Below are 15,142 nucleotides of genomic sequence, written 5' to 3'. Positions count from 1 at the left end.
GTGCTGCGCTGCCCCGGCTGGCGTTCAGAGTTGCAATTCCGCGCCCATACGGCGCGGCCTTTGCGCCGCCTGCTGGCCGGCAATAAAACCGTAGGTCAGGGCCACACCAATCGTTCCACCGGCGCCCCAATAGGCCTGTCCGGCCGGTGAAGCCACACAGTTTCCCGCACCGAAGAGGCCGGGAATCGGTTCGTCGTTCTGGTCCAGCACCCGGGCCTGGGTGTCAGTGATGGGGCCGCCCTTGGTGTCGAGCGCCGCGGCAGCCAGGATGATGCAGTGGTAGGGGCCGCTGTCTGACAGCGGATGCATGGCGCCGCTGGCCGCACCCGGGCGCGGCGCCTGTGCCCAGGCTTTTTCAATGGGTGACTCGCCGCGCGCAAAGTCCAGATCATTGCCGGCCAGCGCCATGGTATTGAAGCGCTCCAATGTGGCTTGCAGATTGACCTGGAACGCATTGTCCAGCGTCACGCCGCCGGTATGTGGGCTGAGCTGCTGCAGCCTGACACTGACCTTCGCGGCCAGTTGCGCCCAGGTGGGAGCCGAGATCACATAGTCCAGTGTTTCACCCGGTGTGGGAATGGGAAACTGGAAGCGTGAGGGCTGCGGGTTGTTGACCAGTGCATCGTCAAACAGCCAGAACAGCAGGTGGTTGGGGTATTCGCGCGCACCCGCATCCCAGTGGAAATGCACCTGGCCGCGTTCGTTGTAGGTGGCCTTCTCGTTCATCACGCGCTTGCCGTGGCGGTTCACCATCAGCATGCTGTCGCCATAGGGCGAGTACACATCGCGCAGTGTGGAGCGGTTGCGCAGTGCCAGCTCCAGCACCAGCTGCGACCACCAGGCGTGCGTCATGTTGCCCAGTGACGCGCCCAGCGCCGTGGCCATGGGAATGAAGTCTCCCGTGCTGCCTTCGCAGGCCGCGCCGCCCATCACCGGTCCGCGCAGGTATTCCAGCGCCAGCTTGGGGTTGTGCAAAAAGCCTCCCGTTGCAAAGACGATGCCCTGGCGCGCACCCATCAGCTCGGTGCGCCGCCCGGCGCGTACCTCGGCGCCTATCACCTCGCCCTGCGGGTCTTTGAGCAGTTGCAGCACGCGGCTGTCGGTCTGGAATTGCACGCCCAACTTTTCACAAGCGGCCAGCAGTTGGTCAATCAGGATCTGCCCCTCCAGCTTGTCGATACCACGGCGGAAGCCCTCCCAGGTCAGTGGCTTGAGGGCACGCCCCACGGGGGCCGTGTCTTCGGGCATATCGGCGTAGTAATCGGGGTAGAAAATTTCTTCCAGCGCCAGCACGCCGTCGTCAACCAATGCATCGATGGCGACATGGCCCATGTCGTAGAAAGTCTCGATCAGGCGGAGCTTTTCAGGGGGCAACCCCAGGGAGGGATGCTGCGCGTTGTAATGTGTGGGATAGGCGCTTTTGGCCATGTAGCGGATGGCGTCCGAACGGTCGTCTACCAGCCCGCGCGCGCGCATGTAGCGGTTGTTGGGAATCCACAGCACGCCGCCGGACTTGGCGGTGGTGCCGCCGGCCAACAAGGCCCGCTCCAGCACCAGCACGGTGGAGCCCGCGCGCGCGGCCTGAACTGCCGCCGTGAGTCCGGCCACGCCGGAGCCCACCACCACTACATCGGCTACGCGGGTCCACTCAGAGCCCCACTCTTTGTCTTCGTCTATCAACTGGGTTTGCATACGGGCTGCCTTGGAGGGGTAAACGGCTTCGCAAAATCGGAAGGGCTCAGGCGCTTGCTGCGGCATAGCGCTGGGCGCACTGCCAGCCCGTGTCGGCCAAGGGCCCCGCCTTGGCGCCCACAGCTACTGCATCGGGTGCAGCGGCATTGCCGGCATGGGCACGCTGGGCGATGCCGTGCAGGATGCCCGCCATGCGGAACAGGTTGTAGGCCATGTAGAAGTCCCAATGCGCAATCGCATCGCGACCGGTAGCGCGGGCGTATTGCCGCACATAGTCTGCTTCGCTGGGCAGGCCGAGCGCTGCCAGGTCCTCGCCGCCAATGCCGCGCCACAGGGAGGGCGGAATATGCCAAGCCATGCACTGGTAGGACAGGTCGGCCAGCGGGTGACCCAGCGTGGACAGCTCCCAGTCAATCACGCCGATCACGCGGGCCTGGGTGGGGTGGAAGATCAGGTTGTCCAGGCGGAAGTCGCCATGCACGATGGACGATTCTTCGCCTTCTGGAATATGTTGGGGCAGCCACTCCATCAGCTGGCGCATGGAGTTGCTGATGGGCAGTGTGGACTCGGCCATTTGCCGCGACCAGCGCTGGATCTGGCGGCCAAAATAATTGCCTGGCTTGCCAAAACTCTCCAGGCCCACTGCCTTGTAGTCCACGCCATGCAGGGCCGCCAGCACCCGGTTCATCTCGGCATAGATGGCGCCACGCTCAGCGGGCGCCATGCCGGGCAGGGTTTGGTCCAGCAGCACGCGCCCGTCCAGAAACTGCATGACATAGAAGGCCGCACCCAGCACGCTGCTGTCTTCGCAGTAGGCCAGCATGCGTGGCACAGGCACAGGCGTGTCTTGCAGCGCCTTCATGACGCGGTATTCACGGTCAATGGCATGGGCCGACGGCAGCAATTCTCCGGACGGCTTCATGCGCAGGATGAATTGCTCTGCGCCGCAACTGACTCGGTAGGTCGGGTTGCTCTGGCCGCCGGTCAGGCGGGTCACAGACACCGCTCCCGGGCCGCACAGACCCTGTTGTTGCAGATAGCTTTGAAGGGCCGGAAGGGCCAGGCTTTTAATCATAGGGAGCTCACCAGATGGGCGCCGTCGACGGCCAGTGCCGCGCCGGACATGGCCGCGCCGGCATCGGACGCCAGCAGCAGCAGCGGGCCGTCCAGGTCACTCAGCGCGCCGAAACGGCGGCTGGGAATTCTGGCGCGGAGTTTGTCCCCGGCTTCGCTGCCGAGGAATTCCTTGTTGAGGTCGGTGGCGATATAGCCAGGCAGCAAGGCGTTGACGCGGATGCCGTTGCGCGCCAGCTCCAGCGCCAGCGCCTTGGTCAGCTGCAGCACACCGGCCTTGGACACGGCGTAGGGCGCCACGCCACCGGCGACCCGCTCGGCCAGGATGGAGGCCACATTCACGATGCAGCCGCCCTGGGCGCCCTGCACCAGGCGGCGCGCGGCCTCGGTTGCCACCAGCCAGGCACCGCGCAGGTTGGTGTCCATCACGCTGTCGAAGTCGGCCACGGTTTGCTGCAGCGCCGGTTTGGTGATCGTGACGCCGGCGTTGTTGACCACGATGTCTGCCACACCCCATTCGGCGATGCGGTCAAAGGCACGGACCACGCTGCAGTCGTCACTCACATCCATCTCCACGGCATAGGCCGTATGGCCGCTGGCGTTCAGGGTCTGCGCCAGGTCGGCGAGCCGGTCCAGGCGGCGCGCGGCCAGCACCACGCGCGCACCGGCCTGCGCCAGCACGCCGGCAAAGTGCTGCCCCAGGCCGCTGGTGGCGCCGGTGACCAGCGCCAGCTTGCCGTGCAGACCAAAGGGGCCCAGTGCCGCACTACTGAGCGTCATGCCGACACCTGCTGCGCGCGGGTGTGCGCCTGGCCGATCTTGCGCGCCATGCTCCAGCGGTGCACTTCGCTGGGGCCGTCGTAGATTTGAAAAGCCCGCATGTCCTGGAAGATGCGCATCACCACGCTTTCGTCGGTGACGCCGCGCCCGCCCAGCACTTGCACACAGCGGTCCACCACGCGCCAGCTGGCCTCGGAGCAGATCACCTTGGCGCGGCTGGACTCGAAATTGCAGCTGTCGCCACGGTCGAGCAGCCAGGCGGTGTGCAGGATGTGCAGCTGCGCGGTGTGCAGGTCCATGTCGTTGTCTGCCAGTTTGAAGCCCACACCTTCGTGTTCCAGCAGGGGCTTGCCAAAGGCTTGCCGCTCCATGGCGTATGCCACGGCGCAATCGTGCGCCCGGCGCGCCTGGCCCAGCCAGCGCATGCAGTGCGTCAGGCGGGCCGGTGCCAGCCGCACCTGCGCATAGCGGAATCCCTTGCCGACCTCACCCAGCACGTTGGCAGAGGGAACACGCAGGCCGTCGAACGTCACTACGCAGTGGCCACCGGCAAAGCAGCTGTCCATGGCATGCATCTGGCGTTCGATGCGAATGCCGGGCGCGTCCATATCGCTCAGGAACATGGTGGCGGTGCCGTCTTCCATGCGCGCCATGATGATGGCGTAGCTGGCGCCCTCGGCACCGGTGATGAACCATTTGGTGCCATGGATCACGTAGTCGTCACCGTCCTTGACGGCCGTGGTCCGCAGCATGGACGGGTCCGCACCAGCGCCGGGTGCGGGCTCGGTCATGGCAAAGCAGGAGCGGATGTGGCCCTGCACCTGCGGGCGCAACCAGCGCTGCTTGTGGGCCGTGCTGGCCACTGCCTCCATCAGGTGGATGTTGCCCTCGTCGGGCGCGTGGATGTTGAGTGCGGTGGGTCCCAGGCACGAGTAACCGGCCTCTTCAAAGACCACGGCTTTTTGCACATGCGTCAGGCCCATGCCGCCCATGTCCACCGAGGCATGCGGCGTCAGCAGGCCCGCAGCGCGGGCTTTGGCCACCAGCTCCTGGCGCAAGGCATCGGTGGGGCCGTGCGGCGTTTGCCGGGCGTCACGCTCGTACGGAATGATCTGCTCGCGAATAAAGCTGCGCACGTGCGCACGCAGTGACTCTGTGTCGTCTGAATAGGAAAAGTCCATTGCGGTACACCAGGTGACAAGGCGAAAAAAAGGGGCGGATGGCCGCCCGCCGGGAACCCTGCTGCCTGTGCAGTCCAGGGTTTTGAAACCCGTGCCGTGTGGGGCTTAAGGCGCAAGCACAAACTTGCCGTTTTTCACCACCATGACGCTCATGCCGGAGAAGGGCACGCGGTCTGCGTTGACGGAATACTTGCTTTGGCCCACGACCACGGGCACGTCCTTGGTCTTGGACAGGGCCACACGGATGGCGTCACGGCTGGGGTTGTGGCCTGCGGTCTTGAGGGCTTGCAGTGCCACGCGCACAGCGCTGTAGCCCACGGCTGCCCAGTTGTCGGCCTCGGTGTTGTACTTGGCCTTGTAGGCGCCGGCAAAGGCACGGCTGTTGTCATCAAAGCCGCCTGGCACCCAGTCGCCTATGAAGAAGACATCTTCCACCGCCTTGCCACCGCGCTCCACAAAGGCCGGCGAAGACAGCGCGTTGTGACCCACGATGCGGGTCTTGGGGTCCAGCCCGGCCTGGCGCAGCTGGATGATGATGTTGGCAGCCTGGGATGCGGTAGCCGAGATGAAGACGCAGTCCTGGTCGCCACCGGCGACCTTGGTGGCCAGCGCGCTGAAGTCCGAGTCGGTGCCCTTGATGGCTTCCACCGAGTTGATCTTGGTGCCGCGGGATTTCACCGTGTTCTCGAAGACCTTTTGCATCTGGACGTAGATTTCCACGTCCATGATGCCGATGACGGTGCAGCTCTTGGCCTTGAGTTTGTCGACGGTGTAGTTGGCAATGAACGGCAGGGTGATTTCGCCGGGTTGCGTCAGGATGTAGGACCAGGGGCCGGCCTTGAGCACATCCATGGAATTGGAGGTGGTGACGATGGGCATCTTCAGGTCATTGGCCGCAGCGGCAGCCGCCACAGCGACTGCGCCGCTGGTGGGGCCGAGGATCAGATGAACGCTGGGATCCGCGGCATAGCGCTTGAGCAGGGACAGCGACTGGTTGCGGTCGGTCGCATCGTCAGCGACGGTTATCTTGAGTGTGTTGCCTGCACCGAGTTCCTGTTTGCGGTTGATTTCATCGGCCGCAAGCTGTGCGCCATCGCGGTACGGTGCGCCAATAAAGGAGGCGCCGCCGGTCAGCGACTGCAGCACCACCACGCTGTATTCCGTTGCGTGGCTGCAGAGGCTGGCTGCGAGCAGGGTGGCGCCGAAGACTGCACGGCGCAGGCCGCGCTTGTGCAGTGAGCGGGCTAGCCCGTTGAATTTGCTGTTCAATGTTGTGTTGGTCATGTTGTCTCCTGGTGTTAATTTCAAATCCAAAACCCCTGGCCGCTGCCTTGGAGGGCAGCCCGGTTCCTAGTCGATCACCGCCGACTCTGCAGAACCCAGATAGTGCTCAATGATGGCCGGGTCATTGAGCAGGTCCGAACTGTTGCCATGCTGGGCAATCAGCCCGCGCTCCATCACATAGGCGCGCTCGGTGGCGGCCAGCGCGCGGTTGGCGTTTTGCTCGACGATCACAATCGTCAGGCCCTCTTGGTGCAGCGTGGCCAGGGCCTCAAACACTTGGTGGGTGATCAGGGGCGACAGGCCCAGGCTGGGCTCGTCGAGCAGCAGCACACGGGGCGTGCCCATGAGCGCGCGGCCGATCACCATCATTTGTTGCTGGCCGCCGGACAGGGTGCCGGCCATCTGGTCCATGCGTTCGCCCAGAATGGGGAACATGGAGACCACCTTGTCTATGTCGTACAGGGCTGCACGGCGGCTGCGCGCCAGGGCACCGAGCATCAGGTTCTCGCGGATGGTCATGTCCGCCAGCACCTGCCGACCCTCCGGCACATGCAGCAGGCCGAGCCGGGAGATGGTGTGCGCAGGCATGCGGCTGACTTCGGTGCCGTCAAACACGATGCTGCCGGACTGGGCGCGCACCACACCGCTCAGGGTGTTGAGCAAGGTGGACTTGCCGGCGCCGTTGGCGCCGATGATGGCGACCATTTCGCCTTCTCGCACCGTCAGGTCCACGCCCTTGAGAGCCTGGATGCCGCGGTAGCCGGACTTGAGCTGTTTGATTTCAATCATGGTTCAGTTCCCGAGGTAGGCTGCGATGACGGCCGGGTCGCGCATCACCTCCTGGGCGCTGCCGTGCGCGATCAGGCGGCCACCGTCGAGCACATGCACTTCCTGGCATAGCTCGGACACGAAGCGCGTGTTGTGTTCAATCACCAGCACGCCCATGCCCTGCTCGGCCAGTCGGGCAAAGATCTTGCCGAGTGCTCGGGCCTCGACGTCGTTCATCCCGGCCACTGGTTCGTCGAGCAGCAGTATCTCGGGGCTGCTTGCCACGGCGCGCATCATTTCCACGCGGCGTTGGTAGCCATAGGCCAGGCCACCGGCGGCCACGTTTTCATAGGCCGACATGTCGAACTGGGCCAGCAGGGCGCGGCCGCGCTCACGCAGTTCGCGCGACTCTTTGCGCGACGACGGCAAGCCCAGCAAGCTGGCCATCAGAGAGGCCTTTTCCAGCCGGTAGAAGCCGATGACCACGTTGTCCAGCACACTGGCTTCGGGCAGCAGGCGGATGTTTTGGAAGGTGCGCGCCACACCGCGGCGCGCCACGCTGTCGGCCGGCTCCGTGGAGATGTTGCTGCCGTCCAGGCTGATTTCACCGCTGGTGAGTTTGAGCACACCGGCTATCAGATTCACCACCGTGCTCTTGCCCGAGCCGTTGGGGCCGATCAAGCCTGTAACCGTGCCCGAGCGCACCTGCAGGCTGACGCCGTCCACCGCCTTGACGCCGCCGAAGTTGCGGCGTACACCCTTGAGTTCAAGCGTTGCCATGGCGGCCCCCTGTCGTGTCTGCTGAAGCCGTGGTGGCCTTCATATCGTTCTTGCGGTGGCTGAGCCAAGCTATGAAGGTGTCTGCCAGACCCTGGGGCGTGTAGATCACCACGATGACCAGCACGGCGCCCACCACGATTTGCCGGTACTCGGCCAGTGGCCGGGCGATTTCGGGCAGCAGGATGACGATGGCCGAGCCCACCACCGGCCCCAACAGTGTCCGGCGCCCGCCCAGCACGATGGCGGCCAGCGTGCTGACCATGAAGCCAAAACCGAACTGGTGCGGCTCGATGCTGTAGGAGTACATGCTTTGCAGCGCGCCGAACAGGCCGCCAATCAGGCCACTGGCAATGAAGGCCAGCGTGTGCTGACGGCGTGAGGAGACGCCCAGGCTGGCGGCCACAAACTCATCCTGGCGCAGTGCGTCAAACCCACGGCCAATGCGGGAGTGGCCCATGGCGTACAGCACATAGCCCACTACAAAGATCGCCAGCAACAGCTCCTGGGTGCCCACCAGTTTGGGAATGCCGTTAAAGCCCACGGCGCCCCCGGTGATGGGCTCAGCATAGAGCGCTACGGCCACGGTCACCTCTACCAGCGCCAGAGTGGCAATGGCCTGGTAGACGCCGCGCAGCCGCGCCAGCGGAATGGACGTCAGGTAGCCCGCTGCAGCACCTATCAGGGCACCTAGCAGAAGGCCAGGCAGCACCGGCAGGCCCGCGCGCATCACCAGGTAGGCGCAGCCATACGAGCCCAAGGCGGCAAAGGCAGCCGAGGCCAGCGAGAAGACGCCGCTTCGCAACACCACCTGCTGGCTGTAAGAGAAGCCCAGCGTCAGCAGAAAGAAGTCAAAGACCGACTGGTTGGCAGAGAAGAATTCCATCATTGACGCCCCACTCCAGCTGGTGCCACGGCACCACCAAACAGACCATTGGGCTTGAAGATCAAGACCACGAACAGGGTTGCATAGACCAGGATGTCGCTCAGTCCCGGCGGCAGGTAGGCTGCCGCCATCGCTTGGGCCACACCCAGCAGCAAACTTGCCAGCACCGCGCCGCCCAGGTTGCCCAGGCCACCCAGCACCACCACCACGAAGGCCTTGAGCATGTAGGGCTCGCCCATCAGGAACTGGATGGAGTTGAACGACAGCGCAATCAGCACACCGGCCACGGCTGCCAGGGCCCCGGCAATGCCGAAGGTCAGCATGAAGACCGAGCGGCTGTTGATTCCCAGCAGCGCCGAAGCACGGGGGTTGATGGCCACGGCCCGCACCTGGCGGCCAAAGGTCGTCTTTTGCAGGAAGTACGCCAGGCACAGCACCAGCACCGCCACCAGCACCGCAACGGTTACTTGCAAAAGCGAAATGCGCAGTCCCAAGCCCCGGTAGAACTCCACCGGGAAGGTACCAAAGGGAAAGCTGAGCACCTTGGTCTCCGACACCTTTTGGGCAATGCTGGTCAGCACCTGGCCCACGCCGATGGAAATGACCAGGGCGCCAAACTCCGCATCCGCGGCACTGTATTTGCGCAGCAACTGGAAGCCGAATCGGTCCAGCAGCACGGACAGCAGCGCACAGACGGCCATGGCAAGTAACAGGGCCAGCCAGAGCGGCATGCCGGCCACGACGGCATAGTAGGAAACAAAGGCGCCCGTCATGAAGATGGCGCCGTGTGCAAGGTTGAGTACCTTTTGCACACCGAAGATCAGGTTGAAGCCCAGGGCAAACAGTGCGTAGACTGCGCCCGAGATCAATCCGTTCAGTACTTGTTGAGCAAACATGGAAGTCTTATGGATGTTTGGTTCAGGCGCTCAGGTGGCAAGCCCGGACATAGCGGTCTGACCTTGTGGCGCAACGGACATGGCCGGAGATGAATGAGGTCGGGGCACTGGAACTCCTGTATAAATTGGGATGCAACATGATTGAAATACCATCTACAAACTCTGCTGCGCTTGCAATTTCCACTGTAGAAACATCATGTCGCATATGGAGACTATATGTTTGCATAAGTAATTCATTGTCAGATATTAAGCAATGGGACAGCTTTTTCTATGCGGGTTTTCCCGATAACTGCAACCAAGGTGACAGCGCGATACAAGTGGTTTTCTAAAAAAAGGGCGCCCGTTTTGAGGGGCACCCTGTAAACCTTGGAGGCAGAGTTTGGAGAGGCCCCTGCCAGGCCTCTTTCCGTGAGCAAGTGCCGTTTAGAAGCTCAGGTTCAGGCCGGCCATCAGGGCCACGGGGCTGTAGCCCACCACGGCCTTGCCGACCAGGCCGCCACCGTCGGTCAGGTTGTAGCTGGCGCGGCTGTTGTTCTGCATGTTGCCGTAGCCGGCGTATATAACGGTTTTGGCATCCAGGTTGCGGGCCCATGCCAAGCCGATCAGGCTGGCATCCTTGTCATTCAGGGACTTGTCATCCAGGGCGGAGTAGCTGACATAGAAGCGGTTCGCGCCCACGGGAACCATGGCGCTGATGCTGTAGCCCAGAGACTCGGACAGGGTCTTGGTCACGTTTTCGTAGTTGCCACCATTGATCTTGGCGCCCGAGGCCGATGCATACAGTTTGGCCACGCCGAAGTCGTAGTTGGCAGCCAATTGCCAACCGGTCTTTTGGGCCAAGTCGGTTTCACCAGCGGCATAGCTGGCCGTAGCCACATTCCATGTGGATACGACGGCGTTCAACTTGGGAACGTTGTAGTAAAACGCCATGTCATATCCGGAACCACTCGTTGCCGTGGCGGTGGCAGTGCCGCTGGCTGTGGGCATGTCAATATTGTTCTCGGCACCGGCGGTGTAGGACAGATTGGCTTGGAAGCCATTGAACTTGGGCGACAGGTAAACCAGCGAGTTGTTCATGCGGGTGGGCATGCCATTCAAACCCAGCAAGGTGGCGCCGCCACCGTACAGGCCAGCACCCAGCGAGTTGCCGTAACCAGCCACAGCAATGTAGGAACCGGCATATTGGCGGCCGATGGTGAAGGTACCCGCGCTGCTGCTGCTCAGGCCCGCAAAGGCCTGGCGCGAGAAGAATTGCGAACCGGTGCCCAACTGGCCGCCGGAGGAGCCCTGGTCATTGTTGATACCGGCGGAGCCGGTGCTGGTGTTGCCCACCACGCCGTTGTCAACCAGGATGCCGGCTTCAATGTTGTACACGGCCTTGAGGCCATCGCCCAGATCTCGGTCACCCTTGAAGCCCAGTGCCGAAGAGGAGTAGCCGCCCGAGCCGAACTGCTGGTGGCTGCCGTTGCCGGTGTTGGCCGTGCTGAAGTTCACGTCCAGGGTGCCATAAATCGTGTTGGTGGGCGCAGCCACGGTGTCCGTGCTTTGCGCAAAGGCCGATGTGGTCAGAGCGGCAATGGCCACGGCGATAAGGGATAGTTTCATAGTTGTCTCCTGTAATTGATCACGACTGGTGTGCTGGGATGGCCGTTTGGATGTACCGTACGGCCGTTGATTTGCTTTGCGAACCTTTTGTCATACCTGTTCATCTGCTGTAGCGACGCTTCCTTAAGTTTCCTATATGGATATCTTGTTACCATATGCGAATATTTTGTTCGCATAAAGAATATATGTCTTGCAAAGAGAAAATGTTTTCGGGTATTCCCTAGTTTTTAGCCTTATTAGCTATGCTGTTTCATAAAAATCACAACGTTTGTTGTTCCAGATGCGGGATAACCCGAAGCATCGGGCCTCCATCGATCCGTATCATTTGAAGACTCATCTATTCCAAATTGGAAACAAATTTTCTTTAATGGATACTTCGTATGGAAGAGCGATACGACTACATCGTCGTAGGTGCCGGCTCCGCCGGTTGCGTACTGGCCAACCGGCTCAGTGCAAACCCGCGCTGCCGCGTGCTGCTGCTGGAAGCCGGCGGCAGTGGCAACAGCCCCTTGGTGAAGATCCCCAAAGGCTTCGGGCGCCTGATTCCGGACCCGCAGCACGCCTGGCATTTCCCGGTAAACCCCAGCCCGGGGCTGGGACGCCCACAGCCTGAGGTCTGGGCGCGGGGCAAGATGCTGGGCGGCTCCTCGTCCATCAACGGCATGATTTATTCGCGCGGCCACCCACAGGACTACAACCATTGGGCTGAACTGGGTGCCACCGGCTGGGACTGGGCGGCCATGAAGGCCGCCTTCATGGCCATTGAGGACCATGAGCTGGGCGGCAACAGCTTTCGGGGCAGCAGCGGACCGGTGCACATCGGCGTGGGCAAGCTGCGCTACCCGCTGGCCGAGGCGCTGATTGCCGCCGGCCAGCAAATGGGCCTGCCGCGCAAAGAAGACCTGAACGACGAGGAGCAGGAGGGCGTGGGCTATTTCCCCTACACCATCCACAAGGGGCGGCGCGTCAGCTCCGCTGCCGCCTTTTTGCAACCCGCCATGCACAGGCCCAACCTGCGTGTCGTGACCCATGCGCTGGTGGAGCGCGTGCTGTTCCAAGGCTCACGCGCCGTCGGCGTAGCCGCGCGGGTGGCAGGACAAACCCGGAACTTCCACTGCGAGGGCGAGGTGATTCTCAGCGCCGGGGCGATCATGTCACCCAAGATCCTGCTGCTCTCAGGCATTGGGCCGGGTGAGCACCTGCAGGCCATGGGGCTGCCGGTGCTGGCAGACAGCCGCGATGTGGGCGCGCGCATGCGCGAGCACCTGAGCTTCTCCATCCCCTACCGGCTGCTGGGCGCACGGGGACTGAACCACCGCCTCAGAGGCTGGGGGCTGGTGGGCAGCGCACTGAACTACCTGGCCACCCGTGGCGGCCCACTGGCCGCGGGGCCGTTCGAAGTGGGCGCCTATGTGCGCACCGACCCGCGCCTCGCGCGCCCGGACGCGCAGCTGTATTTGAGTGCCTTCAGCATGGCCGCGGGCAACGACAACCAGGCCCGCTGGGTAGCTATCGATTCGCAGCCTGGCGTCACGATCTATGGCCAGCTGCTGCAGCTAGTCAGCGAGGGTTCGCTGCGCCTGCGTTCTGCCGACCCGGCCGAACCACCGGACATCACGCCCAACTGGTTGAGTAGCACGCAGGACCAGGAGTCTGCAGTGGCTATGCTGAAGTACATGCGCCGGTATATGCACCAGGCGGCCATTGCCGCGCACGTAGGCGAAGAGCTGATGCCCGGCCCCGGCTGCCAGAGCGACCAGGACTTGCTGGAGGTGTTTGGCCGCCTGTCGCGCTGCGGTCTGCACGCGGTGGCCAGTTGCCGCATGGGCTCGGACGCGCACGCTGTGGTGGATGCCCGTCTGCGGGTGCGCGGTGTACACGGGCTGCGGGTGGCGGACTGCGCGGTCATGCCCGCCCTTGTCAGCGGCAACACCAATGGCCCGGCCATGGCCCTGGGTTGGCGCGCTGCCGACCTGCTGCTGGAGGATGCCCGTGGATAAGTTCACGCGCACGCCCCACGGCATGCCGGGCCTGCGGGGGCTCGACCATGCCGGTTTCACCGTGCCCGACCTGCAGCAGGCGGAGGACTTTTTTTGCGAAGTACTGGGCTGTCACCCGAGCTACGCTTTGGGTTCTCTGCAGCGCGACGACGCATGGATGGCCGAGAACCTGAACGTGCATCCGCGCGCGGTGCTGCACGGCGTGCGCTTTCTGCGCTGCCCAAATGGCGCCAGCATCGAGCTGTTCGCGTACCAGGCGCCCGACCAGCAGCCCCAGCCACGCAACACCGATATCGGAGGCCACCATCTGGCCTTCTATGTGGATGACTGCCACGCAGCGACAGCCTATCTGCGGGCCCGGGGTGTGCGGGTGCTGGGTGAGCCCAAAGCCAGCCAGCTTGGGCCCAGTGTCGGCCAGACCTGGGTCTATTTTCTGACACCCTGGGGCATGCAGTGCGAGCTGGTGAGCTATCCACAGGGCAAGGCCTGCGATCTGCAATGCGGGCGCGCCCATCCTTTTGGCAATTAGGGCCGCGCGCTGTCCGGCCTAGGCCGCGGGGACAGCACCTTTGGACGCGTCCAGCCAGGCGGGAGGGCGCCGCTCCAGGAACGAGGCCACGCCTTCGCGGCCTTCGGCACTGGCGCGGATCGCGGCAATCTGTTCCACCGTGTAGGAGATCAGGGGGCCGTCGATATTCTTGTGCGCCACTTCCTGCAGCAAGCGCTTGCAGGCCACCGTGGCCTGGGGGCCGCACTGCAACAGGGCCTCGGCCATCTGCTGCACCCGGGCGTCAAGTGCGTCAGGGCTGGTCACCGCATGCACAAAGCCCATGCGCAGCGCCTCGCTGGCATCAAATACCTCGGCTGTCAGAAAGTAGCGATGCGCATGGCGCGCGCCCATGGCGCGTATCACATAAGGGCTGATGGTGGCCGGAATCAGGCCCAGCTTGACTTCACTCAGGCAGAACCTGGCGCCCTCCACCGCCACCGCCATGTCGCAGGCGGCCACCAGGCCCACGCCACCGGCATACACATCACCCTGGATTTTTGCAATGGTCGGCTTGGAGCAGCCATACAGGGAGTGCAGCATGCGGGCCAGTGCGGCTGCGTCGACCCGGTTCTCCGCGTGGCTATAGTCCGCCATCTTGCGCATCCAGTTCAAGTCGGCACCTGCGCAAAACGCGCGACCCCGGGCGGCCAGCACCACCACCCGCACGTCGGGCGCCACGTCGGCCTCTTCAAAGGCGCGTGTGAGTTCGGCAATGACTTCGTCATTGAAGGCGTTGCGGCGCTCGGGTTGGTTGAGTGTGATTGTCAGCACGCCACTGATTGTGGATTTCTGGATCATGGGCACAGGTAGGCTCCGGTCATTTGTAAAACGACAAGCCTAAGCTCGCTTAAGGCGATAAGGCGGCCAAACTGGTTGCAAATGCGGCCAGCGGTACAGTACTCACATTACCCATGTCACACTGGTACTGAGAATTTGAAGTCAGCTTTGGGAGAACTGTTTCTGGCAGTTATTGGTCGGTCCCCGACCTATCAGGGTGCGGCAATCGATGATACGGCCGCAATTAATCGACAATTCAGCATCAAACTCTATTGCCGCTTCGGAGATGCCCCGTGGAGCCTAGCAATGACTGCAATACAGCGGCGACCATTGGAGAGGGCGATTATTTGAAATTCGGCAAACGCTACCTAAGAGCTGCCTACCTCACGGCCCTGTCTGTCCGCAATGGGCACGATGCCGGTGCCGGCAACGTCGGCAGTCGGGTACGCTGATTTTTACGACTGGTTTATGGACGACCAATTGGGCTCGCCAAATGGAGCAGTCGACCAGGAGCCGTCATTCACATTCAAGACTTCTGCTGGCGGTATGTACGTCAATGCCGTCATTGCATGGCCCCTAGAGTTGACCGCTTTTCCATGTACCAGAGAACTTGCACTGAATCCCTCGTTTGCCGATACGTCTTCCCTCCTCTAGATGAGCTAGCTTCACTGTCGGGCAACAGGTTGTCAAAGTAATTGAGGACTTTTTCGCCTTTGTGGGGTTGGTTCTCCAGGTTGAACGGCAATGAGAGCGATAACGGCCGGCCAAGCCTGGATTGCACCCAAGCCTTGTCGTATTGCAACTGCATGTCACCGCGCGCGGGAATGGTCCACTCTCCTACTCTGGCGCCATTGCTCCAGATGGATAGACTG

At 62.8% G+C, this 15,142-nt stretch carries 14 protein-coding genes; 2 read left to right on the top strand and 12 right to left on the bottom strand.

The window, feature by feature from the left end; genetic code table 11:
• Positions 1-24: 24 nt before the first annotated feature.
• From DIC66_RS19235 to DIC66_RS19190, 10 genes are all read right to left on the bottom strand, one after another.
• A complete protein-coding gene (locus tag DIC66_RS19235) occupies positions 25-1,692 on the bottom strand; it encodes an FAD-dependent oxidoreductase (RefSeq protein WP_158558952.1) in 1,668 nt (555 codons plus the stop codon).
• Positions 1,693-1,738: 46 nt separating this feature from the next.
• Positions 1,739-2,767 carry a phosphotransferase family protein gene (locus DIC66_RS19230; RefSeq protein ID WP_117179804.1) on the bottom strand — a complete coding sequence of 343 codons (1,029 nt, stop codon included), beginning with the start codon at positions 2,765-2,767 and terminating at the stop codon, positions 1,739-1,741.
• Complete coding sequence (locus DIC66_RS19225; RefSeq protein ID WP_117179803.1) at positions 2,764-3,546, bottom strand: SDR family NAD(P)-dependent oxidoreductase; 783 nt, start codon at positions 3,544-3,546, stop codon at positions 2,764-2,766. The genes DIC66_RS19230 and DIC66_RS19225 overlap by 4 nt, the downstream gene beginning before the upstream one ends.
• A complete protein-coding gene (locus DIC66_RS19220) occupies positions 3,543-4,727 on the bottom strand; it encodes an acyl-CoA dehydrogenase family protein (RefSeq protein WP_117179802.1) in 1,185 nt (394 codons plus the stop codon). Before DIC66_RS19220 ends, DIC66_RS19225 begins: the two co-directional genes overlap by 4 nt.
• A 105-nt stretch (positions 4,728-4,832) precedes the next feature.
• The gene (locus tag DIC66_RS19215) at positions 4,833-6,011 is read right to left on the bottom strand and encodes an ABC transporter substrate-binding protein (protein WP_117179801.1); all 1,179 of its coding nucleotides are present in this window, start codon (positions 6,009-6,011) and stop codon (positions 4,833-4,835) included.
• Positions 6,012-6,077: 66 nt separating this feature from the next.
• On the bottom strand, positions 6,078-6,800 hold the full coding sequence (locus tag DIC66_RS19210) for an ABC transporter ATP-binding protein (RefSeq protein WP_117179800.1): 723 nt from the start codon (positions 6,798-6,800) through the stop codon (positions 6,078-6,080).
• 3 nt (positions 6,801-6,803) lie between these two features.
• On the bottom strand, positions 6,804-7,559 hold the full coding sequence (locus DIC66_RS19205) for an ABC transporter ATP-binding protein (protein ID WP_117179799.1): 756 nt from the start codon (positions 7,557-7,559) through the stop codon (positions 6,804-6,806).
• Positions 7,546-8,442 (bottom strand): branched-chain amino acid ABC transporter permease, encoded by an 897-nt coding sequence (locus DIC66_RS19200; RefSeq protein ID WP_158558951.1) that lies wholly within the window; start codon positions 8,440-8,442, stop codon positions 7,546-7,548. Before DIC66_RS19200 ends, DIC66_RS19205 begins: the two co-directional genes overlap by 14 nt.
• On the bottom strand, positions 8,442-9,338 hold the full coding sequence (locus tag DIC66_RS19195) for a branched-chain amino acid ABC transporter permease (protein ID WP_117179797.1): 897 nt from the start codon (positions 9,336-9,338) through the stop codon (positions 8,442-8,444). The genes DIC66_RS19200 and DIC66_RS19195 overlap by 1 nt, the downstream gene beginning before the upstream one ends.
• A 423-nt stretch (positions 9,339-9,761) precedes the next feature.
• Positions 9,762-10,943, bottom strand: a complete 1,182-nt coding sequence (locus DIC66_RS19190) for a porin (RefSeq protein WP_117179796.1) — start codon at positions 10,941-10,943, stop codon at positions 9,762-9,764.
• Between the two features lie 380 nt (positions 10,944-11,323).
• On the opposite strand from DIC66_RS19190, the gene DIC66_RS19185 reads away from it, so the two are divergent.
• Complete coding sequence (locus DIC66_RS19185; RefSeq protein ID WP_117179795.1) at positions 11,324-12,943, top strand: GMC family oxidoreductase; 1,620 nt, start codon at positions 11,324-11,326, stop codon at positions 12,941-12,943.
• The gene (locus tag DIC66_RS19180; protein ID WP_199534802.1) at positions 12,936-13,472 is read left to right on the top strand and encodes a VOC family protein; all 537 of its coding nucleotides are present in this window, start codon (positions 12,936-12,938) and stop codon (positions 13,470-13,472) included. Before DIC66_RS19185 ends, DIC66_RS19180 begins: the two co-directional genes overlap by 8 nt.
• A gap of 18 nt (positions 13,473-13,490) precedes the next feature.
• Here DIC66_RS19180 and DIC66_RS19175 read toward each other — a convergent pair whose 3' ends face one another.
• Together DIC66_RS19175 and DIC66_RS19170 are read right to left on the bottom strand one after the other, a co-directional pair.
• Entirely contained in the window at positions 13,491-14,291 is an 801-nt protein-coding gene (locus DIC66_RS19175; protein ID WP_117179793.1) for an enoyl-CoA hydratase/isomerase family protein, read from the bottom strand.
• 541 nt (positions 14,292-14,832) lie between these two features.
• On the bottom strand, positions 14,833-15,142 hold a 310-nt coding region (locus DIC66_RS19170), incomplete at its 5' end, for a HipA N-terminal domain-containing protein (protein WP_147321358.1).

Source organism: Rhodoferax lacus, from assembly GCF_003415675.1.
Taxonomy (GTDB): domain Bacteria; phylum Pseudomonadota; class Gammaproteobacteria; order Burkholderiales; family Burkholderiaceae_C; genus Allorhodoferax; species Allorhodoferax lacus.
The sequence above is the reverse complement of the archived record's forward strand: the minus strand, read 5'-3'. Positions and strand labels throughout refer to the sequence as shown.